This is a genomic window from Desulfonauticus sp., from assembly GCF_055126295.1.
In genome coordinates, this window is record NZ_JBSRHE010000001.1 from 154,459 (window position 1) to 178,342 (window position 23,884).

A 23,884-nucleotide genomic window follows, 5' to 3' on the forward strand; every position below is an offset into this window, starting at 1 on the left:
TTCCAATCATCCCTTAGGAAACCACCTCCCAGACCGGGCCTGCAGGAGTGTCTTTTACTTCTATACCCAAAGCAACCAACTGCTCCCTTAGGGAATCAGCCAGGGCAAAATCTTTATTTTTTCTAGCGTCTTGCCTTTTGGCAATTAGGGCTTCTACTTCTTCCCTGGCAATATTCTTTCTCTTCAGCTGAATGTCTTTTAATTCTTCTAAAAATACTGCTGGAGCTAAATTGAGTACACCCAAAATCTTGCCTGCTCTGGTCAAAAACTCTCTAATTTCAACCAGAACATCTTTCATTGGCTCAGCCTTACGCAAATTCTTATCCGTAGCTATACGATTTACAATTCTAACTGTATTAAAAAGATAACCAATAGCTTTAGCTGTATTTAAATCATCTTCTAAAGAAAGAAAAAATTTATCTTGTTGTTCTTTTATCTCTTCTATTAAACTACTATCAACTTTTACCTTTTTCCACTTTTTATTGCTTAAAATAGCTTCCAGTTCTTCTACTGCTTGATAAATTCGCTTTAATCCCTTTTCAGCTTCTTCTACACTTTCCAAATTGTAATCTAAGGGGCTACGATAATGTTTGGTTAAGAGAAAAAACCTCAGCACCTCTGGATGGTAATTGTTTAAAATATCTCTTATGGTAACAAAATTGCCCAGGGATTTGGACATCTTTTCTGAATTTACCTGCACAAAACCATTATGCACCCAATAGCGCACAAAGGAAGTAGAATAAGCTGCCTCACTTTGGGCCTTTTCATTTTCATGATGTGGGAAAATCAGGTCCTGCCCTCCCCCATGGATATCAAAGGGAAGTCCTAAATATTTTTCACTCATGGCAGAACATTCCAGATGCCAACCAGGACGACCCTCTCCCCAGGGACTTGGCCACTTAGGCTCACCAGGTTTGGCACTTTTCCACAAGGCAAAATCCAGAGGGTCCTCTTTTTCCTCTCCAGGTTCTATTCTGGCGCCTGCTTGCAATTCTTCTATATTTCTACCTGAAAGCTCTCCATAGGTTTTAAATTTACGCACTCGAAAGTACACATCTCCCCTAGAAGTGACATAAGCAAATCCTTTATCTATTAGCTTTTGAGTCAGCTCTATCATTTCCTCAATATGCTCTGTAGCCTTGGGTTCAATATCTGCCCGCAAGATATTTAACCTATCCATATCTTCATAAAAAGCCTCAATATATTTTCTGGCTACTTCATCCCAGGGTAAATTTTCCTTATGGGCTCTATTGATTATTTTGTCATCTATATCTGTAAAATTACGTACAAAAATGACTTTATAACCTTTATCCCTTAGATATCTAACCAAAACATCAAAAACAACAGCAGAGCGAGCATGTCCAATGTGACAGTAATCATAAGCAGTAATACCACAAACATACATTCTAACTTCATTATCTCTAAGAGGAACAAACTCCTCTTTTTCCCTCTTTAATGAATTATAAATCTTCATTTTCCACCTCTTCTTCTTTTTTCACTGTCACCAGAGCGTAAACCTTAATACCTTCTTTAGCTCCAGTAAATCCCAGCCCTTCTTCTGTAGTAGCCTTAAGGGCAATATCTTCTTCTCCAAGTCCTGTAAGCCCCATTAAATTTTTCTTAATCTGCCTTTTAAAAGGAGCAATTTTAGGTATCTGAGCCACAATAGTCAAATCCAGGTGGACCAGTTGAAAATTCTTTTTCAGGGCCAGAAGCAAAGCTTCCCGAAAAAAAATACTACTGGGCATATTGGCATAAACATCTTCTGTATCTGGGAAAAAGGTGCCAATATCCTCTTCTCCCAGGGCACCTAAAAGGGCATCTGTCAGGGCGTGAAATAACACATCTCCATCCGAATGAGCTGCCACTTTAATCTTTTCAGAAATGGGAATTCCCCCTAAGATAAGGGGCTTATCGCCTCCATAACGATGCACATCATAGCCAAAGCCATTTTTATAAATTACTTTTTTTTCTTTTTTTAACATTTTCAAATCATCTTGGGTGGTAATCTTTAAATTTTCCTCTTCACCTTCCACTACGCCCACTTCCCTGCCCAAAGCCTCAACCAGAGCAGAATCGTCTGTGCCCACCAGTCCCTCTTCCCTGGCCTTTAAATGAGCTTGTTTTAAAATAGAAAAAGAAAATAGTTGCGGAGTTTGAATGCGTAATATTTTATCTCTATCCAGAGTCTTTTTTACCTTGTTGGCTTCCACTTCTTTTAAAGTGTCTTTGCTTTTAAGAGCAGGAATAACTCCAGCTAACTCAGGCTGACTTTCTGCCCGATCAAAAAGCCTGGAAACCAGCTGAAGAGAAAAAAAAGGCCTGGCGCCATCATGTACTAAAACCCAATCACACTCTTCAGGCAATTGTTGCAAGCCATTAAATACTGAATCCTGCCGCAACCTGCCTCCTGCAGCAAAGCGCAAAGCAAGATTAAGTCCCTGCTCAAAAGCCAAGTTCAAAGCTCTTTCCTGCCAAAGAGAAAGTTCACTTTCAGAAAAAACCAGAACAACTCCCCTTATCTTAGGAAAATTAGCTAGTTTTACCAGGGAGTGAAAAAATAAAGGCAATCCCTTCCAGGTGAGAAATTGTTTCTTGGTCTTTAAACCCTGCTCTTGAAGACGGGAACTTTGACCTGCTGCTAAAATTATGGCCCAATAATTTTTCATAGTAATAAAAGGGAGTTGGGCTATAAGCCGGGTTCTGTACCTCTAAAAAGAGGTGACTGCCATTAATCTAGGATCAAGGTTACCCTTGACCTCCAGCGGCCTACCCGAAGGCTTCAGCCGGGCCAGCCTCAAACGCCTTCCTATTTGGCCTTGCTCCGAGCGGGGTTTACCTAGCCTACCATGTCACCATGGTAGCTGGTGGGCTCTTACCCCACCGTTTCACCCTTACCCAGCACCCACTTTGAAGGCGGTAAATAGTAGTTTAAAAATTCAAAACTTACCATCTTCAAAGTGGGTGCTGGGCGGTCTGTTTTCTGTGGCACTTTCCTGGAGTCGCCTCCACTGGGTGTTACCCAGCGCTCTGCCCTGTGGAGCCCGGACTTTCCTCTTCTTAAAAAACTTAAGAAGCGGCAGTCCGCCCAACTCCCCTGTTTTATATTTTAAAACAACAAATTATTTTGACAAGTAATTACTTGGAATAGTGTTCTTCCCAGTAAATCAAGCGTTGACAATTGGGACAATTTAAAATTTGCTCTCCTTTTTGGAGCTCTACATAAGTTTGCGGTGGAACACTAATATAACAGCCCGTACATACACCATTGCTCACAGCCACTACCACAGGCTGACTGAGCCTTTCCCTGATAAAATTATACCTGGCAAGAATAGGAGGAGGTATTAAAGCACAAGATTCTTCTCTTTCTTTTTCCAGTTTTTCTATTTCCTGTTTTACTTCATCCAGAGCAGTAATATTCTCTTCTTCCAGGGCCTCTATTTTAGTTTTTAACTCTTCTTCTTTGCTTTCCAGTTCATCCAATTCTTTTTTATGTAAACTTATATCTTCTAAAATAGTAGTCAATTCTTCTTCTTTGGTCCTATTTAATCGCTCAAAATTATCAAGCTCTCTCATCATTGCTTGATATTCTTTTGAATTAGAAATAAGCATCAATTTATTTTTAACTTTTTTAATTTTATTATTATTATCTTCTATCTCGGTTTGCATTTTCATCTTTTGGTCATTTAAAAAATCAAACCTTTCCTGTATCTCTGCTTTCTTTTTTTCAACTTCTTCCAGTTCTTCTTTCAAGCTATTTAAGGCTTGGGGAATAGATTCTATCTTTTCCCTATAAGCTATTAGTTTGTTGTCAATATCTTGAAGGACAACTAGCTTTTTAATCTGTTCAATATACATTATACCTCCTCCTAAATTTATATAAACCCAAAAGGATCTTCTCCTTCTATAAAAAAGACTTCAACTTCATCTAAATTTTGTTTAAGATATTTATAGAAAGAGAACATCATTTTTTCTTCCAGAATAAAATGCCCAACATCCAAAACCCAGCCACGCTCAGCCAGTTCCTGGGCCTGATGGTATTTAACATCTCCAGTAATATAGACATCAGCCCCCTGTTTAAAGGCAGAAAACCCCAGATCTGCTCCAGAACCAGGACAATAAGCCACCCTTTCTACTACCCTGGGAAGGCCTCCCACCTCTCTTAAACTGGTTATTTCTAAAATATCCTTGAGCCTATTTAGAAATTCAGCAGGTGAAAAGGGAAGGGGTAAATCCCCTATAAGTCCAAGCCCACCTTTCTCCCTTGAAGAAAGAGGATATAAACTTACAAGACCTTTAAAATCTTCCCAGAGATTAATTTGCTCCAGGACAAAATCCCTGGCTGGAGCATAAATATCTAAATAATGAACTCCCCTTTCGTCTTCAGAACTTGCCAAAACTCCTTTTAATTCCTTTAAAAAACCAGCCCTTTTAAGAGGTAAAGGAGGAGAAAAGTGTATTCTCCATATCTGCTCTGATTTTCCAGGTTGCAAAGAAGAAATATTAGTCAAACCCAAAGACCTGGCCAACCAACCAGCAGGCCCTTTAATATTGGCGTCCAGAGAAGTATGCGCAGCATACAACCACATTTTGGCTTCCAGTAATCCCTGTAATAGGTGATAGTACCCATCAATTTTATTGGGAAACCTGGGTTTTAAAGCTAGAGGATGGTGGGTTAAAAGAAAATCCACCCCCAGTTCTAAGGCCTTATTTAAAGTCTTAAAGGTAGGGTCTAAGGCCAAGGCAATTTTTTTGATTTCTCGAAGAGGACTGGCAACCAGGACTCCACTTTGATCCCAACCAAGAGCCAGGTCAAGAGGGGCAACTTCTTCAATAATTTCAATTAGTTCATCTACTAGCATAAAGCATAAAAAAAGGGTGCTTCCCTCTTACGCTTAAGGAAGCACCCTTTTCCTTTACCTTTAATTGTTTGCTTATTTTATCTACTTTAGAACTGCTATCCAAGGTTTCTCCTCAAATGGTGGGCCTACCAGGATTCGAACCTGGGACCATCCGGTTATGAGCCGGGAGCTCTGCCAACTGAGCTATAGGCCCAAAAGGTAAACAAAGGCATTTACTCTCAAATAAAGGGATTGTCAACTCTTTGCAAACAGAGAAATTTTTCTTTTCTAAAGAAAAAGAAGTTCCTGAATCATTTTCTTTAGTTCTTCCAAAGAGTAGGGTTTGGATAAAACCCCTTTAAATCCATACTCCTTATACCTGGCCATAACCGGGTCTTGAGAATACCCACTGGACACTACAGCCACCACCTCTGGATCTATTTTCAACAACTCCTTGATAGTTTCCTTTCCTCCCATCTTACCCGGGACAGTTAAGTCCAAAACAACCAGGTCGTATTTGTTATTTTGCAAAGATTGTTTATACTTTTCCAAAGCCTCTTCTCCACTTCTTACACAGGTACAGTCAAAGCCAAACAGGGAAAAGACATCTCTGGATATCTCCAGGATTTCCTCTTCATCATCCATAATCAAAACCCTCTTATTTACAGAAAATACTTCCGGGGTATGCGCATCTTGCTTTTCTTTTTTAGCCAAAACATTATTGGTTTTACTTACAGGTAAAATCAAAATAAATTCTGCCCCTTGAGAATAAGTGGCATTATATACTATTCTTCCTCCATGTCTTTTTAAAATAGAATAACAAGAAGCTAAGCCCAGCCCAGAACCTTTGGCTTTAGTAGTGAAATAGGGTTCGAAAATTTTAGCTTCAACTTCCTTGGGCACGCCAGGCCCTGTATCTTGAAAATAAATCAACACATACTTGCCAGCTTTAAGCTCCCAGAAGTTGTCTTCCTCCAGGACTTCTACTCGCATACCTATCTGAATACGACCTTTGCCCTCCATGGCCTGTAAAGAGTTGATAACCAGATTTTCTATTACCTGGGCAAATTGACTGGCATCCACATTTACAGGTGGCACTTCCTTGGGAAAATCAAAGCTCACTTTTACTGCACTACCTTTAAGTAAAAAATGGGCTGTTTCCTTTATTATCTTATCCACTTTTACAGCTTCTTTTACTGGCTCTCCACCCTTAGCAAAAGTGAGGAACTGGGAAGTAAGCTGCTTGGCTCTTAGAATAATCTTTTCCACTTTTTCTATTTGCTCAACAAGCTTTTCCTTTTCCTCTGGCCTGGTTAAGCGCAAAAAATTAAGATGATTTAAAATTATGGTAAGTAAATTGTTAAAGTCATGGGCAATGCCACCAGCTACCACGCCCAGAGCTTCTAACTTTTCTTTACGCAACCTTTCCTGCTCTAACTGAATTTTCTCAGAAATATCTTTAATTACTACTACTGTCCCCACCATTTCAGCAGAAAATCCCCTTACAGGAAAAACTTTCACTTCCACAGGAATCTTTTTATCTTTGTGATTTACTAAATACAATTTATCACTTTCCCAGTTCTTTTCTTTAGTTAAAACCTGTTTAACCGGACAGAGTAAATTTTCTTCCTGCTCATAAAGATAAATATAATCAGTAAAAAAAGAATTCTTTACCTTTTCCAGCTCAATACCAATCATCTCTTCCCCTGTCTTATTCATAAACAAAATGTTTCCCTTGATATCTGTGGTAATAACAGCATCTCCTATCCCAGCTAAGGTCAACTGGAAAAGGTCCTTTTCTGCTTTTAAATCCTTTTCTATCCTGGATTTCGCTTCTATTTCTTGATTTAATCTTAGATTTATTTCCTGTAACCTCTTGGTTCTTTCCAGTATCAAATGTTCTAAGTTCTGGTTTAAAAGTTGCAAATCTTCTTCTGCCCTTTTTCTTTCCGTTATATCCCTAAAAATAAAAACCAGACTGTTTTCACACTTTAATTCAACAGAAGTTAAAATACACTCTATATACTTATCCTCTTTCTCAACATTATAACCAAATTCTATCATAGACTGTTCTTTTAAACTCTCTAAATCAAGGTTTTGAATTAAATCAAACCCAAGTATATTTTTTAAATTTTTAGTTATAAGATTATTTTCTTTAATCTTAAATATCTCTTTAAAAGAATTATTGTATTGAGATATATTTAAATTATAATCAGTTACAACCAAACCATCAGCCATAGTATCCATAATAACAGTTAAATAATTTATAACATCTTCTAGTTCTTCTGTTGCATTGCTAATACTTATCTTTAATTTGTCAAAAAATCTTCCCAATTCCTGGGCCATATCTTCAAAAACTATAGCTAGATATCCTATCTCATCATCACTTTTCTTGGAGAAGATTGCGTTAAATTCTCCTTTTTTTACTTTATAAGCAAAATCTGTAAGTTCTTTGAGAGGATAAATAATTTTTCTCATAAAGAAAATTGTAATTAAAACAATAATCACTAGGCCTAAAAGGTTAAAAATATTTACCTTAAAAATAAAATTCATTATTTCTTTCTGAATCTCTGCATATTTTATTCCAATTACAATATATCCAGCTTCACCTAAAAGTACGCTTTTCTTTATTTGAATATATTTTTTTCCGTCTATCTGAATATAATATGGGCTCAACTTTGTTTTTTTCTATTTTACTTTGAGTAATAACAGTTAAAGGAGGAGCTGGGACAAAAGTATGAGCTATAACCTCCCCTTGTTTATCCATAACCAGGACATAACCTATACCCTGTACCTGTAAAAATTGATTTACAAGTGCCTGAATCCTGGATAAATCTCCAGAAGATAAAATTTCTGGTAAAGAATAGGAAATAGAGGATATAATAGAGTCTGCTTTTTGTAAATAATTGTTGATGAACTTTTCTCTAATAAAAAAGGAAAGGTAAAAAGTAACAACTATAGCATAAATAGAAAAAAATAACAGAATAATACCTATAACTTTTCTAAGTAATTTAGATTTAAACATATCTAATAAAATAATGTCCTGAAGTCTTTTAAAGGATGAAGCATGCCATCTTTTATGGTAGCAAAGTAAACCTCTTTCAAAGCTCCCTGGTTATCTCTAGTAAAAACTACTGGATCTTCAAGGCCAATTTCAAAGCCCTTAGGATTATAAATAACTTCTTCCAGTTTACTTCTATCCAGAGAAGGACCCAATCTTTTTAAAATTTCCACTATCAACTTAGCATTTAAAAAACCCTCAAAGGAAATAGGTCCATAAAAGGGATGATTGTAGTCTGCAGGGGCATATTTTTTTATATCAGCTTTATATTTAAGAAGAGTAGCCAGATATTCTTCATATATTTTATAATGTTTCAATTCAAAAAAAGGAACCACTACACTATTTACAAGCCCAAAGGAATAGGAACGATTATTTTCGTTTTCCAGCTTGCTTAAATTTAAAAACATTGCCTGAGCATCTACAAAAGATAAGTTGGCCACAGGAACTTTTATTTGAGCATCTCTTAAATCCCGAATAAAGCCAGTAGCTGCACTTGTGCTGGCTATAGAGAGAATAACATCTACTTTATTTTTTTTAAAAACCTCCACCTGTTGCCTATAACTATCTTTTAATCCACAGCCTCGTATATAGCTGGCATCAGCAACTATTTCTAACCCTTTTTGTTTTAAAAAATCCCTTGCACTTTGCCAGCCACTTCTACCAAAGGCATCTAATTGATAAAAAATACCTATGCGTCTTTTCCCTATCTCCAAAAACCTGGTTAACAAAGCCTGTATTTCCCTCGTATAAGAAGGCCTAAGATTGAGTACATACCTTTTATAGGGATCTTTTCTTAGGCTAAGCCCTCCAGTTAAAGGAAAAAATAAAAAAGCTCCATGCTGGTTATCAATGCTTAAATAGGGAAGAATCCTATTTACTGTAGGAGTGCCCACATAATCAAAAAGCCAGATAATTTTTTTCTCGTCCACCAATTCAAAGGTATTTTGCAGGGTAAGTTCGGGCTCGTACTTATCGTCATAGGTTAAGATTTTTATCTTTTTACCATAAAGTCCCTTTTGTTCTTGATTTATCTTTTCCAGATAAGCAAAGGAACCACGGTAAAGTTCTATTCCCAACACTGCATTGGGTCCAGTAAAAGCAGCTGACATTCCTAAGTAAATGGTATCTTTCTGAGAAGCAGCCCAGGAAGGTAAAGTTAAACCTAAAAATATAAAGAGAAAAAGTATCCTTTTTAACATCATTAGATTTCTTTGGAAAATTTTTGGGCAATTACTCGCATGTGTACTTTTTCCTGCTCAGCTAAAATTAAAAACAAACTTTTAATGTCTTCTTCAAAACTTTGAAAAACCAGATTTTTATACAAATCATAAGCCATTATTTCAATCTGCAGAGCTACTTCTAATAAATAATTTCTATCCACCTGTTTTTTTTACTTCCTCTAACCAGTCTTCTAAACTTTTTCCACCTTCTAAAATTTCTCCTGAAGCCCTTTCAAATAAAAGTTCAAAACCTTCTAAGGAAACTTGCTTTCCCTTTGCCCACTTATAAATCACATGGGCATGTTTTTTTTCCAATTCTTCAAAGCTGGCAAACTCCCTGCCTATAACATGGGCAAATTCTTCATTTATCCGCTTGTAAAAAAGATAGGCTCCTTTTTCCAGTTCAATGGCCTGTTTTACCACTTCTTCCAGCTTATTTAAATGGGCAAAAACTCTAAAATTGGGCCAATTGGAAAGAGTTTCTCCTTCATAGGCCAGAATCCCACCTTTTAAGTTATAAATTTCCTTTTCAAACATTCCACTGTCTCTGGCCAATCTAGCAGCTGCCCGGGAACGATTGCCACTACGACAATAAAAAATATAATTTTTTCTGGCATCAAAACTAAATAATTTACTCTCCAGATCTGGCAAAGGGGCAAGCAAGGCTCCTGGAAGGTGTTTTTCTGTATATTCCTCTGGCTGTCTTACATCCACTAACACATAACTATCTTCTTTTTCCTCAGCCTGAATTTTTTTTAATTCCTGAGCATCAATATCCTTTATTGGTTTTTCTAAATAAGACATATAAGTAACTCCATTCTTACTTTGAAAGGCATTATCTCCTTTCTTGACCTTGATGTCAATTGAGGATAGAAAAAATTACTCTAAAAATAAAAAAAATGGGAGTTTTTTCTTTATGCCCAAATTATGCGTAAATGTAGATCATGTAGCTACAGTAAGACAAGCTCGCCTGGGTTTAGAGCCAGATCCTTTAACTGCTGCTCAATTAGCTATCCTGGCAGGAGCCAGAGGGATTATCGTTCACCTAAGAGAAGACCGAAGACATATTCAGGATAAAGATGTATTTAATCTAAAAACCCATTTAAAGGCCAATTTGCACCTGGAAATGGCTGCTACTGCTGAGATGCAAAAAATAGCTTTGCAGGTAGAGCCACATATGATTTGCCTGGTTCCAGAAAAAAGACAGGAATTAACCACTGAAGGTGGGCTTATTTGCAAAGGCAGAGAACAGGAATTAAGGGAATTTATCGCTCCCTTTAAAGAAAAAAAGATTTTGACTAGCTTATTTATAGATGCTGATTTAGAACAAGTTAAAGCAGCCCAGGAAATCGGTGCAGAATTTATTGAAATTCATACTGGTCATTATGCAGATGCTAAAAATGAACAGGAAAAAGAACAGGAACTAAAAAAAATTTTAAAAGCCATTGAATATGCTCAAAAAATAGGTTTACAGGTAAATCTGGGGCATGGTTTGGATTATCAAAACATTTGGGCCTTTGCTAAAGTACCTGGCATTAAAGAATACTCTATTGGGCACAGCATTATCTCCAGAGCTATTTATGTGGGCATAAGTAAAGCTGTAGAGCAAATGGTTAATATCATAAACACCTTTGTAGATTAAGTTATGGTTTTAGGGGTAGGTCTGGACTTAGTAGAGCTGGAAAGAATAAAAAAAATTTACCAGCGCTATGGAAATAGATTTGCCCAGAAAATATTAGGCACCAAAGAGCTTGCTCATTTTCAGGAAAAAAAAAATAAAATTGAGTTTTTAGCTTCTCGTTTTGCCGTAAAAGAAGCCACTGTAAAGGCTCTGGGCACTGGTTTTACTCAAGGCATAAACTTTAAAGACATTGAGACTCTAAACACTCCGCAAGGAAAACCCTATCTCTCTCTTTCGGGTGAAGCTAAAATCTGGTTTCAAAAATTAGGAGCCAAACACAGCTGGCTATCTCTTACGCATAACACTTTAGTAGCAGGAGCAGTGGTCATCTTAGAAGGATAAACTAAAAAGGGGAGAAAAATGTTTCAACCTTTACCAACGCCACAGGAAATGGCTAGGTGGGACGAGCTTACCATTGAAAAATTCGGCTTGCTTCCAGAGGTACTTATGGAAAATGCCAGCCGGGAAGCTCTTTATGTATTAAAAGAAAGGTTTTCTTCTTTAAAAGGCAAAAGCGCCCTTATCTTTGCTGGCTCAGGGAATAATGGTGGAGATGCCTTTTCTCTGGCCAGGCACTTAGCCAATCAGGAAGTAAAAGTAATGGTCCTGCACTCCAAATGGCAAAAGGAATACCTCAATACCACTGCTGGCTATTACCTCAACCTGGCTAAAAAAATGGATATTCCCCTTATGCATCTACCTGAGTACAATATGGACTTTCTACCTCAGGTGGACATTGTGGTGGATGGCCTTTTGGGTACTGGTTTTAAAGGAACTCTGCGCAAAGAGTATATTTCCTGGATAAAAAAGATAAACAAACTGGGCAAACAGGCCTTTGTGCTTGCCCTGGATATTCCCTCAGGCCTGGATGGTGAAACCGGAAGGCCCTCTCCCATTGCAGTGGTCGCAGATGTAACCATTACCTTTGAAGAGGCCAAACTGGGACTGTTTTTACCTCCAGCCAAGCCCTATATTGGGCAGTTAAAGGTGGGAAAAATTGGTATTCCTAAAAAAATAAAACAGGAAAATCCCTGTACCCACTATGCCCTTACCTCCAAAATTTTAGACCTCATTTCTCCTCCTCCTGCTACCTTACACAAAGGTCAAGCTGGACATGTCTTGGTTGTAGGAGGTTCCACAGGACTTACTGGTGCGCCCCAATTAGCTGCCCTTGGAGCCCTGCGCATAGGAGCAGGATTGGTCACAATAGCCTGTCCCAAACCACTGGCTTCTCAGGTAAAAGGAATTTTCCCTGAAATAATGCTCTTACCCTTGCAAGGTGAAGAAGAGTTTTTAACCTCCAAGGATTTTGAGCTTCTGGAAAAACACCTTTCTCGCTTTAAAGCTGTAGTTTTTGGTCCGGGCATGGGTAGAGATTCCAGGACCTTAGAATTGCTAAAAAAATACTTGCAACTAGAACATCCGCCAACTGTTTTTGATGCTGACTCCCTCTACTTTTTTGCCACAGACCCTTCCTTAATAAACTTAAGTAAACAAAAGGATAAAATCTTATTTACTCCTCACCCCGGAGAAATGGCTCGTTTTTTTAACACTACAGCAGAAGAAATAAACCAGGCCAGAGCCCAGTTTGCCAGCCAATTTGTGAATAAATACCAGGTAAGCCTGATTTTAAAAGGAGCAGCCACTATCATAGCTCATCCCAATCGTCCCCTTTATATCTCTCCCTTTGCCACACCCAATCTGGCGCTGGGAGGTTCAGGAGATATTTTAGCCGGTATTATAGGTGGCCTTTTAGCTCAAAACTATTCCTTAGTGGAAGCCTCTTGTTTGGGGGTTTTTGTTCATGGACTTACAGGCGAAAAACTGGCTCAAATTTATCCTTATCGTGGAAACCTGACTCAAGAAATTGCCCATCATTTACCTTTAGTTATAGGAGAATACAAGCATGCTAAAAGCTAAAGACATCATGCAGACCAAGGTAATCACCATTGAACCCCAAGAAACCATTATTCAGGCAGCCAAACTAATGCTAGGCAATCAAATAAATGGCCTTCCAGTAGTGAATAAGGAAAATAAAGTAATAGGAATTATTACCCAAAGCGACCTTATTCTGACCCAAAAAAAAGTGGACCTGCCTTCTTTTTTTACCCTGTTAGATGGTTTCCTGCCTCTATCTTCCTTAAACAAACTGGAAGAAGAAATAAAAAAAATGAGTGCAGTTAGAGTAAAAGAGGCCATGACTCCCAATCCTCTTTGCCTATCACCAGAGCATACCCTGGAAGAAATCGCACAGATTATGGCTGAGAAAAAATATCACACCTTACCTGTGGTAGATGAAGAACAAAAACTCATAGGTATCATTGGCAAAGCAGACATTTTAAAGGCCCTGGTAAATGAAAGTAGTAGTTAGAGAACTAGAGGAAACTCAAAATTTAGCTATCACTTTAGCAAATCTTCTTTTAGAACAACAACAAAAACCTCTTATTCTCTTTGAAGGCAATTTAGGTGCAGGGAAAACCACCTTTATTCGCTTTTTTGTACACGCCTTTCCCCAGGGTAAACAGGCAGAAGTAAGTAGCCCGAGTTTTAATCTGCTCAATATTTACCCTACCCAACCAGAGATTGCCCATTTTGACCTTTATAGACTGCAAGGGGAAGAACTGGATACTGATTTAGAGGAGGTTTTACTTTCTTCTAAGTTTATTCGTTTGGTAGAATGGAGCGAACACCTTCCTGCTTATTTAAATTTTGCAGACTGGCTCAAGATAAGTTTTCACTTGCAAGAAAAAGAGCGCATTTTGGAGTTTACAGCCAAAGGAAGTATGACTAATATCTTGTCTTCTTTTAAAAAGCTAATTTCAGGGAAAGAGGTGAAGTGAAAAATGAAAATTATTGTTCAGAAGTTTGGAGGTACTTCTGTTGCCAACCTTGAGTGTATGCAAAGGGTAAAGGAAAAGGTTTTAAGAGCCCTCAATCAAGGAAGTAAAGTGGCAGTTGTACTCTCGGCCATGGCTGGAGAAACCAATCGTTTAATTGAGTTAGCTAAAACCTGGTCTTCCAGACCTGACCCAGCAGAGATGGATGTACTTATGGCTACAGGAGAGCAAACCTCTGTGGCCCTATTTAGCATGCTTCTAAAAGATGCAGGAATCAAGGCCAGGTCTCTTTTGGGGTACCAAATCCCCATTCGTACGGACAAAGAATTTGGAAGAGCCAGGATTTTAGATATAGATGAAGACCGACTTCGTTCCTATTTCAAAAACTATGATGTACTGGTTGTAGCTGGCTTTCAAGGTTGTGATTGTGAAGGCAGGATTACCACTTTAGGAAGAGGAGGTTCTGATACCAGTGCAGTGGCTTTAGCTGCTGCCCTAAAAGCAGACCTCTGTGAGATTTATACGGATGTGGATGGAGTATATACCACTGACCCCAATATCTGCCCTTCGGCCAGACGCATTGAACGCATTGCCTATGAAGAAATGCTGGAAATGGCCAGTATGGGAGCCAAGGTTTTACAAATAAGATCAGTAGAATTTGCCAAAAAATACAATGTCCCAGTGTATGTGCGTTCCACTTTTACTGATGGACCTGGGACATTGGTAACTCAGGAGGATGAAAGTATGGAAGCTGCTATGGTTTCAGGCATTGCCTATGACAAGGACCAGGCCAGAGTTACTTTAGTGGATGTATATGATGAGCCAGGCATTGCAGCCAAAATCTTTGAGCCCATTGCTGCTGCCGGTATTGTAGTGGATATGATTGTCCAAAACCCCAGTAGAGAAGGTCGCACAGACATGACCTTTACTGTACCCAAAGGAGATATAGACAAGACCGTGGAAATTATCTCCAAAATCAAAGGAGAAATTGGAGCCAAAGAAGTACTCACTGATAGAAATGTTTCCAAGGTCTCAGTAATTGGTGTTGGCATGCGCAATCACTCTGGAGTAGCTGCCATTGCCTTTTCTGCCCTAAAAAATGAAAACATAAATATCCTTATCATTAGTACTTCAGAAATTAAAATTAGCTGCCTTATTGAAGAAAAATACACAGAACTGGCAGTAAGGACCTTACATGAAGCCTTTGGTTTAGACAAAGAACCAGAAAAAACCTGTTAAGAGCTATGAAAAAAATAAAAATATATGACACCACCTTACGAGATGGTACCCAGGCCGAAGATGTCCACTTTTCCCTAGAAGATAAAATAAGGGTAGCCCAAAAGCTAGATGAACTGGGAATAGACTATATTGAAGGAGGCTGGCCTGCCTCCAATCCCACAGACCAGCGCTTTTTTCAGGAAATACAAAACTATCACTTTAAAAGAGCCAAAATCACAGCCTTTGGCAGCACCCATGGCGTAAATAAAACCCCAGATACTGATGAAAATCTGGCTAGCCTGATTAACTCTGGGGTAAAGGTCATTACCATCTTTGGCAAAACCTGGGATATCCATGTGAGGGAAGCCTTAAAAACCACTCTGGAGCACAATTTAGAGCTTATAGCCGGTAGTTTGGCCAAATTAAAACCAGAAGTAGAAGAGCTCTTTTTTGACACAGAGCACTTTTTTGATGGCTTTAAGGAAAACAAGGACTATGCCCTGGCTTGTTTACAAAAGGCCCTGGAAGGCGGGGCAGATGTTTTAGTCCTCTGTGATACCAATGGTGGCACCACTCCTTTAGAAATCAAAGGCATTGTGGAAGAAGTAAAAAAACGCTTTCCTCAAGCCACCTTGGGAATCCACACGCACAATGATTCAGAACTTGCTGTGGCCAACTCTTTAATTGCTGTAGAAGCTGGCGTAGAGCAAGTACAGGGAACCATAAATGGCTATGGAGAGCGCTGCGGCAATGCCAATCTCTGCTCCATTATCCCCAATTTGCAGTTAAAAATGGGTTATGAGTGTATCCCGGCAGAAAACTTGCGTCTTTTAACCTCTGTATCTCTCTTTGTCTCAGAAGTGGCCAATTTACCTTCCTTTCACCGCCAACCCTTTGTGGGGAAATCTGCTTTTGCTCACAAGGGCGGTATTCACGTAAGTGCAGTGCGCAAAAACCCCAGAACCTATGAACACATTCCACCTGAAAGTGTGGGTAATAAACAGCGTATCTTGCTTTCTGATTTAGCAGGACAATCCAATATTTTATTTAAAGCCAAACAATATGGCTTTTATCTGGACAAAAATGACCCCTTTGTCCTGGAACTTCTGGCCAAACTAAAACACCTGGAAAGTGAAGGCTACGAATACACAGCAGCTGAAGCCTCCTTTGAACTTTTGTTAAACAGGGTCTTGGGTAGAACCAGAACCTATTTTTCCCTGGAAAATTATAGGGTCTTAGAAAGCAAACGTAAAGACGAAGACCCTCTTTCCGAAGCTACAGTTATGGTCAGAGTGGGTGGTATGCTGGAGCATACTGCTGCCAGTGGAAAAGGACCAGTAAATGCCCTGGACAACGCCCTTCGCAAGGCTCTGGAAAAGTTTTATCCCTGCCTAAAAGAAATGCACCTTATTGATTTTAAAGTAAGAGTCTTTTCCTCTTTTAAAAAGGACCTATCAGGCACTGCCTCCAGGGTAAGGGTCTTGATTGAATCTGGAGATGCCAAACAAAGATGGGTAACCGTGGGCGTTTCCTATAATATTATTGAGGCCAGCAGGCAGGCTTTGGAAGATTCTTTAAATTACAAGTTATTTAAAGAAGATCAGGAAAAACTAACTAAAGCTTTGCAAGAAGTTACTAAAGATATGTAAATGAGCGTTCCCATTCCCTTAGCGGAAAAGCTAAGACCCAATTCCTTAGATGAGTTTATTGGACAAAGCCATTTAAAAAGCCGATTAAGAGCGCTTATCAAAAGTAAAAGGCCGCAAAGTTTACTCTTTTTTGGTCCTCCTGGCTGTGGTAAATCCACGCTTGCTCTGCTTTTAGCCAAAGCCTGGAATAAAAAGTATATCAGGCTTAGTGCGCCAGAAATAGGTTTAGCTGGTTTGCGCAAAAAAATAGAAGGAATAGATGTTCTGATTCTGGATGAAATCCATCGTTTTTCCAAGGCCCAGCAGGACTTTTTTCTACCTCTCCTAGAAGTGGGTGAAATAACCCTTCTGGCAACTACTACAGAAAATCCTTCCTTTAGCGTAACCAGACAACTACTTTCCAGACTGCATGTACTAAAACTGGCCAGTTTAACCCTGGAAGAATTATTAACCCTGGCCCAAAAAGGCGCTAAATATCTCAATCTAAAAATTTCTCCAGATAGTTTAGAACTTTTGGTTTCCCTGAGTAATGGCGATGCCAGGACCCTTCTAAATCTTCTGGAATACATCTCCAATTTGGAAGAAGAAGAGTTAAGGCCAGAAAATCTCAAAACCCACCTACCAGAGATAGTAATTCGCGGGGATAGACAGGGAGATGCTCATTACGAACTTATCTCTGCCCTCATTAAATCCATCAGAGGAAGTGACCCTGATGCTGCCCTTTATTATTTAGCCTGCTTGCTAGAAGGTGGAGAAGACCCCAGATTTATTTGCCGCAGGCTTATCCTTTCTGCTTCAGAAGATGTGGGACTTGCTGATCCCATGGCCCTGCCCCTGGCTGTGTCCTGTCAACACGCAGTTGAGTTTGTGGGTATGCCTGAAGGATTTATCCCTCTGGCAGAAACAGTGGTTTATCTAGCCCTTGCTCCCAAATCCAACTCCACTTATGCTGCCTATTTAAACGCCCAAAAGGAAGTAAGGCTAAACGGCCCCAAGCCTGTACCTTTACACCTGCGCAATCCTTCCACCAAGCTGCAAAAACAATGGGGCTATGGTCATGGCTATAAATATCCCCACGCCTATCCAGGCTCTTATATAGAGCAAGAATATTTACCCCAAGAACTTAAAAACAAACAATTCTATTTTCCCAAAACAGAAGGTATGGAAAACCGCCTCAACTTGTGGTTAAAAAGCAAGAAAAAGACATCTCCAAAAGTTAAAAAATAGTTACTTTTTCCCAAGGCCAAAGTTATATTATACCTTTTTATTCTTACTTACCTTGCGTTAAAAAGAGACCCTCTCTCGTCATCTGCTCACCTGGAATCTTTTAGCTTAAAACTTTAATTGTTCACACACATCTTCTAAAGAAACCAATTTTTCTTGCGGAGCAAAAATATTAGTATAGCCTAGTTTCCTGGCCTGTTTCAACCTCAAATCATGCCCCAGCACCCTTCGAATCTGGCCATTTAAGTCCACTTCTCCCCAAAAAATACTATTTTCCGGTAAGGGCTGGTCATAAAAAGAAGAAAGCAAGGCTACACAAATAGCTAAATCCAGAGCCGGGTCTTTTAAGCTAAGCCCTCCTCCTATTTTTAAGTAAATATCCTTATCTTTTAAACTTATTTTTAATCTTTTCTCTAAAACTGCCACCAATAAATTCAACCTATTTTGATCTATACCCTGTGCTACTCTTCTAGGCACAGCCAAAAAGGAAGAACTGACCAGGGCTTGAATTTCTACAGCCAAAACCTTGTGCCCTTCTAAAGTCAAAGTAAGGGCCTGGCCACTTAAATTGTTACTTCCTTCCAGAAAAAAAGTAGAAGGGTCAGCTACCACCCTTAATCCTTGCTCTAACATTTCTAAAACCAGAACCTCATTACTGGGGCCAAAACGGTTTTTATTTACTCGAAGCAAGCGAAAAAAATGCTCTCTATCCCCTTCTAGGTACAAAACACAATCCACCATGTGCTCTAAAAGTTTGGGTCCAGCAATAAGCCCTTCTTTGGTCACATGGCCCACCAAAAACAAAGTAATTTCCCTGGCTTTAGCCAGGCCAATAAGCTCCAGGGCGACCTCTCTTATCTGGGAAGGAGTTCCTGCCACTCCTTCCAGTTTACTGGAAGTTAGGGTTTGCACTGAATCTATAACTGCTATTTGAAACCCTGTTTCTAATACTTCCAGAGCTTCTTCTAACTTTGTGCTATAAAAAAGATAGAGATTATCAGAAGCAAGCCCCAAACGTTTTCCCCTGCTTTGCACCTGTAGCAAAGACTCTTCTCCGCTTAAATAAAGGGTCTTTAACCCTCTGGAGGCAAGCAAGCCTGCCAGTTGTAACAGCCAGGTGGACTTGCCTATGCCAGGCTCTCCTCCCAAAAGATATACCCCGCCCTTGACCAGTCCTCCACCTAAAAACAAATCTACCTCTTTTTCTCCACAGGAAAAATACACCTCTTGCTGGGAAAAGGACTGAGTAATGGGTATAGGAGAAAACAGTTGCTCTTGCTTGGAGGAAGAAGTGGTTTTAGTAGAAATTGATTTTAACTCTAGGGTGTTCCACTCCCCGCATTGGGGACACTTTCCAAACCAGGTCGCAAAATTGCTTCCACACTTATTACAGATATAAAGCTGTTTTTGTTTAGCCAAAACTATTTCTTTTCAGGTGGATTTTTCACATCAATAACTTCTAAAGCAAACTCCTGTACGTTTTCAGGAGGATTATAAAAAACAACCATAAAAGGCACTCTACCCTGGGGCTTTACAAAGGTGTTGTTGGTTAAAATACCTATCTTAGAGTTTAAAACTCCTTCCAGTTCTTCTTGAGTTAAAACCTGTAGTTGAAACAAAGACGCAGTATTACCAGCTAAAAATTCCTTTTCAGCTACCACCTTACCGCTATCATCAAAAATCCTGGCCTTTATTTTTATCAATTCTTTGGTCTCTTCAAATTTATTAACTGCCTCTCCTTCAATAACAAAAAGCTCTCCTATTTTGGAGTTATTTACAAAGTATTGCTTTACATTTTCCAGAGAAATATTTTTTACCTTTTCTTCTATTTGTTTTTGGCTGAGTCCAACCTCACCCTTTTTCTCTAGGAAAAATTTGGCTTTTATTTGAGGAAAAAAAATATAACCGGCAGAACCCAGACCCAACAACAATAATAAAACTATCAGCCAGATAATCAGCTTTTTTTTGCTTTTTTTTCTTTTAGGAGCTTTTTCTTCCTCCTCCAGATCCACTTTGATTTTTTTATCTGACTTTACACTGACTCCTGCCTGCTCTTCCACTTCAGGAATGGCAATATCTTCGGGACTATCTAAATCCAGCTTATCTTCTTCCAATTCTAAAGGGAAAATGTGAGAACATTTAGTGCATTTTAGCTTAACTCCAGGTTTAACCTTTTCCTCGGGAAGATTATACTTTACCTTACACTCGGGGCATTGTACCAGCATCCTAAATTCCCCCTTTTAGCCTCACTCTTTAAGTTCAAACACTCCGCTCAAATTTCTATATTTTTCCGCATAATCCAGACCATAACCCACAATAAAACCTTTTTCCAGGACAAAGCCAGCATAATCCACTTCTACATCTACTTCTCTACGCTCTTTTTTATCAATAAGCGCACAAATCTTTACACTTTCAGCCTTTCTGGCTTCCAGGACTTTTTTTAAATAAGCCATGGAATGGCCTGTATCCACAATATCTTCCACCAGAAGTAAATGTTTCCCCTCTATGGGCAATTCCATGTCCTTGGAAAAAATCACCTTGCCTGTACGGGATTTTTGATTGGCATAAGAAGATAAGCGGACAAAATCAACCTCTAAATTCAAATCAATGGCTCTAACCAAATCAGCAAAAAACAAAAAGGCACCTTTTAAGACACACACTGCTACCAGTTCTTTGCCAGCATAGTCTCTGCTTATTTCCTTTCCCAATTCCTGCACTCTTCTGGCAATCATCTCAGGGGAAAATACCACTTCCAATCCCATTTAATCCTCCTAAATTTTAATCAATACTCTAAATTTACTTACATTTCAATAAGCATGGCTATTTCATCGCACTCCGGGAACTTGGGGCATTTTAGACAATCTGCCCATACCTTTTGGGGTAAAACATCTTTTTCCACCACCTTAAATCCCAGGCGCTCAAAAAATCTGTCCTGATAAGTTAGGACAAAAACTTTGTAAACATCTAAAGTAATGGCTTCACTCAAACAGGCCTCCACCAACCTTCTCCCCCAATTTTGGCCCTGTTTTTCCTTAGCCACAGCCAGGGACTTAATCTCAGCTAAATCTTCCCAGATAATACTCAAGGCGCAACACCCAAAAACTTCCTGGGTCTGGCGGTGGGCCAAGACAAAAAAATCCCTAAGATGAGTATAGAGTTCACTAAAGGAACGGGGCAAGAGAAGTCCTTCTTTAGCATAATACATAAGTAAGTGGTGGATGCTCTTTACATCTGAAATTTTTGCCTTGCGCAAGTATAACTCACTCACCTAAAAGCTCCTCTATCTTTATTTTTAACTCTTCCAGGCCCATATACCCTTCATGAATGAAGACCTTTTCTCCAGAAGAGCGATAAATTTCTAATTTGGGTAAATTTACCACCTGAAAAAAATCACCAACACTTTCCTTGCCCAGCCAGACAGGGTAGTTAAAGTTGGTTTCCTTATAAAAGGCAAAAAACATTTCTGGGTCATAATCCACAGACACTCCCAGTATACTTAGTTTCTGCCTGGGAAAAATGGTCCTTAGCTTAATTAAAGAAGGTATTTCCATCCTGCAGGGAGGACACCAGCTAGCCCAAAAATTGACCAGGACCAATTCACTCTGGCTATTGGCAATAAAGGAAATAATATCCCTGGGTTTGGCAACCTTTATGTCCTTGGCCAGGGTTAAATCAGTTCCCCCAAAAACAGCTAAAAAAAGAAAAATAATAATTAATCTGCGCATTTCTTTTCCTCCAGACTGGCCAATAATTTTTTGGCCAGTTTTACAGCAGCTACTGCGTTTTCTGAATAACCATCTGCCCCAATCCTATCGGCAAAGGCCTGAGTTACCACAGCCCCACCTATCATTACCTTGCACTTCAATTTTTCCTTTTGAACCAGTTTTATGGTTTCTTCCATTTTAACCATGGTGGTGGTCATCAAGGCAGAAAGGCCTATTAAAGGAGCCTGCTCCTTTTTGGCTACTTCTACAATTTTTTTAGCTGGAACATCTTTACCCAGGTCAATCACTTCAAAACCATGGTTTCTAAGCATCAAACAGACAATATTCTTGCCTATATCATGAATATCACCCTCTACAGTAGCCATTACTATCTTGGGACCTTTTTCAGACTTATCTTTCTTTAGCCAGGGTTCTAAAAACTTAACTCCCTCCTGCATGGCCTCAGCACTAAGTAAAAGCTGAGGCAAATAATATTCCCTACGCTCATATTTATCTCCCACTGCAGTTATACCCGGGATAAGCTCCTCATTTAGCAGGTCAAAGGCCTTTTTCCCCTCTTTTATTTCTTTCTCTAAAAGTTCAATTAACCTTTCTTTATCCCCTAAAACAACTGCTTCTTTAGGTGTAGAAGCTAGAGACTTACTTTTAGTTTGCAGGGTAATTTTTTGCTCTCCAGCCTGCCAATGGGAAAAATGAGCAATAAACTCTTCTGCCTGGGGGTCTTTATTTAAAAGTACCTGCCCGGCATAAAAAACTTCTTTTATTTTCCAGGAATTGGGATTTACAATACAACTACTTAAACCTTTAGCCATGGCCATAGCCAAGAAGGTGGAATTGATAAGCTCTCTAGCAGGCAACCCAAAGGAAATATTGGAAAGCCCCAGAGTAGTGGGCAAACCTAACTTTGTACAATAATCAATGACTTCCAAACAGGCTTTGGCTGCTTCTGGCTTAGAAGATACAGTAAGGGCCAGAGCATCTACTAAAATCAACCTCCTGGGAATGGAAAGCTCTGCGCACTTTTTCAGCATTTCCTCTATAATGGCAATGCGTTCTTTGGCACTTACAGGCAGCTTTTTCCCCTTTAAAGGAAGTAAAATAAAAGGAGCGCCATAATCCCTACACAAGGGGCCCAGCACTTCCAATTTGCCTTCTTCCCCACTTATGGAGTTAATTAAAGCAGAACCAGGATAAATCTGTAAACTCCTCTCAATGGCACTAACCTTACTGGAATCAAAACAAAGCACAGGATCAAATCTTTTCACCAGTTCCAATCCCAGCCTGGGTAAAACCTTTTCCTCTTCTACCAAAGGAGCACCCACATTAACATCCAAGACCCTAGCTCCGGCCTGGAGTTGCTCCTGAGCCAGGTTTAAAGCTTTACTCAATTTCCCCTCTTGCAACTCCTGGGTAAGGTCTTTTTTTCCTGTGGGATTGATTCTTTCTCCAATTAAAACAGTCTTTTCCTCTTTACCCAGAAGCACGTATTTAGAACGGGAAGTAAGGGCAAGGGAAGGAGATGCAGGAGAAGGAGAGACAAATTGTTCTTGAGTTAGTTTCTGGGCCAGAGCCTGGATATGCTCAGGCGTAGTTCCACAACAGCCACCCAAACACTTTACTCCCTTTCTGGCAAAGGTAAGCATATTTTTAGCAAAGGGCTCTGGCTCCAGTTTAAATACAGTCTTGCCCTCTTCTAAAACAGGTAAACCAGCATTGGGTTGTACCAAAAGAGGCAAAGAAGAATATTGAAGCAACTTTTCCACCAGAGGCAAAAGCTCCACAGGCCCTAAACTACAATTTACTCCCAGCAGATCTATCCCCATATTGAACATGGTAAGCGCAAATACTTCTGGAGAAGTACCTGTAAGAGACACCCCACCTTCAAAGGTCATGGATACTCCTATGGGGATTTGCCTATTTATTTTTCTGGCCGCAAGTACCACAGCCCTGGCTTCAGCCAGGTCAAAGTGAGTTTCCGCCAGAATCAAATCCACTCCACCATCTATTAAACCCTGAATTTGCTCGCTAAAACTATCTACCAGGTCTAAAAAGTCTATATCCCCTAAAGGCCTTACCATCTTGCCACTGGGACCAACACTACCTGCTACCAGGGCCCTGTTTTCTGCTGCCCTTTTAGCTACCAGAGCCATTTTTTTATTTACTTCATAAGCACTTATCCCTGCGGGCAATTTAAATCTGTTGGCTCCAAAGGTATTGGTAGTAATTACCCTTGCGCCAGCCTGAACATAAGCCCTATGACAGTTAAGTAGCGTGTCCTCCTCTTTTAGGGCAAAAATTTCTGGCATTTCACCGGCAGGTAAACCTTTGGCTTGCAATAAGGTGCCCAATCCACCATCAAAAAGGATAAACTCATTTTCTTTTAGTAGCGTCAAAAAATTCATTTATTGCCTTCCTCCCCATCTGGACC

23 protein-coding genes, 1 tRNA gene and 1 other RNA gene are annotated in these 23,884 nt (G+C 39.4%); 8 read left to right on the forward strand and 17 right to left on the reverse strand.

Translation table 11 applies throughout. The features are described 5' to 3' along the window. Nucleotides 1-13: 13 nt before the first annotated feature. The 11 genes from cysS to ACTCIM_RS00825 all read right to left on the reverse strand — a co-directional run bounded on the left by cysS (nt 14) and on the right by ACTCIM_RS00825 (nt 9,926). Complete coding sequence (cysS, locus tag ACTCIM_RS00775; RefSeq protein WP_029965409.1) at nt 14-1,474, reverse strand: cysteine--tRNA ligase; 1,461 nt, start codon at nt 1,472-1,474, stop codon at nt 14-16. After that, a complete protein-coding gene (ispD, locus tag ACTCIM_RS00780) occupies nt 1,461-2,669 on the reverse strand; it encodes a 2-C-methyl-D-erythritol 4-phosphate cytidylyltransferase (protein ID WP_472313302.1) in 1,209 nt (402 codons plus the stop codon). Before ispD ends, cysS begins: the two co-directional genes overlap by 14 nt. A 7-nt stretch (nt 2,670-2,676) precedes the next feature. Continuing rightward, nucleotides 2,677-3,096: RNase P RNA component class A (gene rnpB / locus ACTCIM_RS00785), an RNA gene on the reverse strand. Nucleotides 3,097-3,138: 42 nt separating this feature from the next. Beyond that, complete coding sequence (locus tag ACTCIM_RS00790; protein ID WP_472313304.1) at nt 3,139-3,858, reverse strand: zinc ribbon domain-containing protein; 720 nt, start codon at nt 3,856-3,858, stop codon at nt 3,139-3,141. 17 nt (nt 3,859-3,875) lie between these two features. Further along, a complete protein-coding gene (locus tag ACTCIM_RS00795; RefSeq protein ID WP_464279653.1) occupies nt 3,876-4,862 on the reverse strand; it encodes a Nif3-like dinuclear metal center hexameric protein in 987 nt (328 codons plus the stop codon). Between the two features lie 117 nt (nt 4,863-4,979). Further along, a tRNA-Ile gene (locus tag ACTCIM_RS00800) sits at nt 4,980-5,055 on the reverse strand. A 74-nt stretch (nt 5,056-5,129) separates the two neighbouring features. After that, nucleotides 5,130-7,517 carry a PAS domain-containing hybrid sensor histidine kinase/response regulator gene (locus ACTCIM_RS00805; protein WP_472313307.1) on the reverse strand — a complete coding sequence of 796 codons (2,388 nt, stop codon included), beginning with the start codon at nt 7,515-7,517 and terminating at the stop codon, nt 5,130-5,132. Further along, complete coding sequence (locus ACTCIM_RS00810) at nt 7,447-7,866, reverse strand: hypothetical protein (RefSeq protein WP_472313308.1); 420 nt, start codon at nt 7,864-7,866, stop codon at nt 7,447-7,449. The genes ACTCIM_RS00805 and ACTCIM_RS00810 overlap by 71 nt, the downstream gene beginning before the upstream one ends. Before the next feature lie 2 nt (nt 7,867-7,868). Then, complete coding sequence (locus tag ACTCIM_RS00815) at nt 7,869-9,101, reverse strand: ABC transporter substrate-binding protein (protein ID WP_472313310.1); 1,233 nt, start codon at nt 9,099-9,101, stop codon at nt 7,869-7,871. A gap of 2 nt (nt 9,102-9,103) precedes the next feature. Then, complete coding sequence (locus ACTCIM_RS00820) at nt 9,104-9,283, reverse strand: ferritin family protein (RefSeq protein ID WP_472313312.1); 180 nt, start codon at nt 9,281-9,283, stop codon at nt 9,104-9,106. After that, complete coding sequence (locus tag ACTCIM_RS00825; protein WP_472313314.1) at nt 9,276-9,926, reverse strand: rhodanese-like domain-containing protein; 651 nt, start codon at nt 9,924-9,926, stop codon at nt 9,276-9,278. The genes ACTCIM_RS00820 and ACTCIM_RS00825 overlap by 8 nt, the downstream gene beginning before the upstream one ends. Before the next feature lie 112 nt (nt 9,927-10,038). On the opposite strand from ACTCIM_RS00825, the gene ACTCIM_RS00830 reads away from it, so the two are divergent. Genes ACTCIM_RS00830 through ACTCIM_RS00865 form a run of 8 tightly spaced genes read left to right on the forward strand, consistent with a single transcriptional unit; the run spans nt 10,039 to nt 17,734 of the window. Continuing rightward, nucleotides 10,039-10,764: a pyridoxine 5'-phosphate synthase gene (locus ACTCIM_RS00830; protein ID WP_472313316.1), complete on the forward strand. Its 726-nt coding sequence runs from the start codon at nt 10,039-10,041 to the stop codon at nt 10,762-10,764. 3 nt (nt 10,765-10,767) lie between these two features. After that, entirely contained in the window at nt 10,768-11,145 is a 378-nt protein-coding gene (gene acpS / locus ACTCIM_RS00835; protein ID WP_029965397.1) for a holo-ACP synthase, read from the forward strand. Between the two features lie 18 nt (nt 11,146-11,163). Further along, a complete protein-coding gene (locus ACTCIM_RS00840; RefSeq protein WP_472313318.1) occupies nt 11,164-12,723 on the forward strand; it encodes an NAD(P)H-hydrate dehydratase in 1,560 nt (519 codons plus the stop codon). Beyond that, nucleotides 12,710-13,174 (forward strand): CBS domain-containing protein, encoded by a 465-nt coding sequence (locus ACTCIM_RS00845; protein ID WP_464279645.1) that lies wholly within the window; start codon nt 12,710-12,712, stop codon nt 13,172-13,174. The genes ACTCIM_RS00840 and ACTCIM_RS00845 overlap by 14 nt, the downstream gene beginning before the upstream one ends. Next, nucleotides 13,158-13,643, forward strand: coding sequence for a tRNA (adenosine(37)-N6)-threonylcarbamoyltransferase complex ATPase subunit type 1 TsaE (gene tsaE / locus ACTCIM_RS00850; RefSeq protein ID WP_029965392.1), 486 nt, complete (start codon nt 13,158-13,160; stop codon nt 13,641-13,643). Before ACTCIM_RS00845 ends, tsaE begins: the two co-directional genes overlap by 17 nt. A gap of 3 nt (nt 13,644-13,646) precedes the next feature. Beyond that, on the forward strand, nt 13,647-14,879 hold the full coding sequence (locus ACTCIM_RS00855; protein WP_464279644.1) for an aspartate kinase: 1,233 nt from the start codon (nt 13,647-13,649) through the stop codon (nt 14,877-14,879). 5 nt (nt 14,880-14,884) lie between these two features. Beyond that, nucleotides 14,885-16,507, forward strand: a complete 1,623-nt coding sequence (cimA, locus tag ACTCIM_RS00860; RefSeq protein WP_472313321.1) for a citramalate synthase — start codon at nt 14,885-14,887, stop codon at nt 16,505-16,507. Next, nucleotides 16,508-17,734 carry a replication-associated recombination protein A gene (locus tag ACTCIM_RS00865; RefSeq protein WP_464279642.1) on the forward strand — a complete coding sequence of 409 codons (1,227 nt, stop codon included), beginning with the start codon at nt 16,508-16,510 and terminating at the stop codon, nt 17,732-17,734. It abuts the gene before it with no gap. Nucleotides 17,735-17,839: 105 nt separating this feature from the next. Here ACTCIM_RS00865 and radA read toward each other — a convergent pair whose 3' ends face one another. Genes radA through ACTCIM_RS00895 form a run of 6 tightly spaced genes read right to left on the reverse strand, consistent with a single transcriptional unit; the run spans nt 17,840 to nt 23,858 of the window. Continuing rightward, on the reverse strand, nt 17,840-19,150 hold the full coding sequence (radA, locus tag ACTCIM_RS00870; protein ID WP_472313323.1) for a DNA repair protein RadA: 1,311 nt from the start codon (nt 19,148-19,150) through the stop codon (nt 17,840-17,842). Between the two features lie 2 nt (nt 19,151-19,152). Beyond that, entirely contained in the window at nt 19,153-19,956 is an 804-nt protein-coding gene (locus ACTCIM_RS00875; RefSeq protein ID WP_472313326.1) for a DUF3426 domain-containing protein, read from the reverse strand. A gap of 21 nt (nt 19,957-19,977) precedes the next feature. Continuing rightward, a complete protein-coding gene (gene hpt / locus ACTCIM_RS00880; protein WP_029965385.1) occupies nt 19,978-20,493 on the reverse strand; it encodes a hypoxanthine phosphoribosyltransferase in 516 nt (171 codons plus the stop codon). A 38-nt stretch (nt 20,494-20,531) separates the two neighbouring features. After that, the gene (locus ACTCIM_RS00885; protein ID WP_464279638.1) at nt 20,532-20,999 is read right to left on the reverse strand and encodes an N-acetyltransferase; all 468 of its coding nucleotides are present in this window, start codon (nt 20,997-20,999) and stop codon (nt 20,532-20,534) included. Beyond that, the gene (locus ACTCIM_RS00890; RefSeq protein ID WP_472313328.1) at nt 20,992-21,456 is read right to left on the reverse strand and encodes a TlpA family protein disulfide reductase; all 465 of its coding nucleotides are present in this window, start codon (nt 21,454-21,456) and stop codon (nt 20,992-20,994) included. Before ACTCIM_RS00890 ends, ACTCIM_RS00885 begins: the two co-directional genes overlap by 8 nt. After that, on the reverse strand, nt 21,444-23,858 hold the full coding sequence (locus ACTCIM_RS00895; RefSeq protein ID WP_472313331.1) for a homocysteine S-methyltransferase family protein: 2,415 nt from the start codon (nt 23,856-23,858) through the stop codon (nt 21,444-21,446). The genes ACTCIM_RS00890 and ACTCIM_RS00895 overlap by 13 nt, the downstream gene beginning before the upstream one ends. Nucleotides 23,859-23,884: the final 26 nt, after the last annotated feature.

Coding starts and splice junctions, on each gene's coding strand:
- cysS (WP_029965409.1), bottom strand. CDS start 1,474: ATGAAGATTTATAATTCATTAAAGAGGGAAAAAGAGGAGTTTGTTCCT.
- ACTCIM_RS00795 (WP_464279653.1), bottom strand. CDS start 4,862: ATGCTAGTAGATGAACTAATTGAAATTATTGAAGAAGTTGCCCCTCTT.
- ACTCIM_RS00830 (WP_472313316.1), top strand. CDS start 10,039: ATGCCCAAATTATGCGTAAATGTAGATCATGTAGCTACAGTAAGACAA.
- ACTCIM_RS00865 (WP_464279642.1), top strand. CDS start 16,508: ATGAGCGTTCCCATTCCCTTAGCGGAAAAGCTAAGACCCAATTCCTTA.
- ACTCIM_RS00815 (WP_472313310.1), bottom strand. CDS start 9,101: ATGTTAAAAAGGATACTTTTTCTCTTTATATTTTTAGGTTTAACTTTA.
- ACTCIM_RS00855 (WP_464279644.1), top strand. CDS start 13,647: ATGAAAATTATTGTTCAGAAGTTTGGAGGTACTTCTGTTGCCAACCTT.
- hpt (WP_029965385.1), bottom strand. CDS start 20,493: ATGGGATTGGAAGTGGTATTTTCCCCTGAGATGATTGCCAGAAGAGTG.
- ACTCIM_RS00875 (WP_472313326.1), bottom strand. CDS start 19,956: ATGCTGGTACAATGCCCCGAGTGTAAGGTAAAGTATAATCTTCCCGAG.
- ACTCIM_RS00895 (WP_472313331.1), bottom strand. CDS start 23,858: ATGAATTTTTTGACGCTACTAAAAGAAAATGAGTTTATCCTTTTTGAT.
- ACTCIM_RS00825 (WP_472313314.1), bottom strand. CDS start 9,926: ATGTCTTATTTAGAAAAACCAATAAAGGATATTGATGCTCAGGAATTA.
- acpS (WP_029965397.1), top strand. CDS start 10,768: ATGGTTTTAGGGGTAGGTCTGGACTTAGTAGAGCTGGAAAGAATAAAA.
- ACTCIM_RS00890 (WP_472313328.1), bottom strand. CDS start 21,456: ATGCGCAGATTAATTATTATTTTTCTTTTTTTAGCTGTTTTTGGGGGA.
- ACTCIM_RS00840 (WP_472313318.1), top strand. CDS start 11,164: ATGTTTCAACCTTTACCAACGCCACAGGAAATGGCTAGGTGGGACGAG.
- ispD (WP_472313302.1), bottom strand. CDS start 2,669: ATGAAAAATTATTGGGCCATAATTTTAGCAGCAGGTCAAAGTTCCCGT.
- ACTCIM_RS00790 (WP_472313304.1), bottom strand. CDS start 3,858: ATGTATATTGAACAGATTAAAAAGCTAGTTGTCCTTCAAGATATTGAC.
- cimA (WP_472313321.1), top strand. CDS start 14,885: ATGAAAAAAATAAAAATATATGACACCACCTTACGAGATGGTACCCAG.
- tsaE (WP_029965392.1), top strand. CDS start 13,158: ATGAAAGTAGTAGTTAGAGAACTAGAGGAAACTCAAAATTTAGCTATC.
- ACTCIM_RS00810 (WP_472313308.1), bottom strand. CDS start 7,866: ATGTTTAAATCTAAATTACTTAGAAAAGTTATAGGTATTATTCTGTTA.
- ACTCIM_RS00845 (WP_464279645.1), top strand. CDS start 12,710: ATGCTAAAAGCTAAAGACATCATGCAGACCAAGGTAATCACCATTGAA.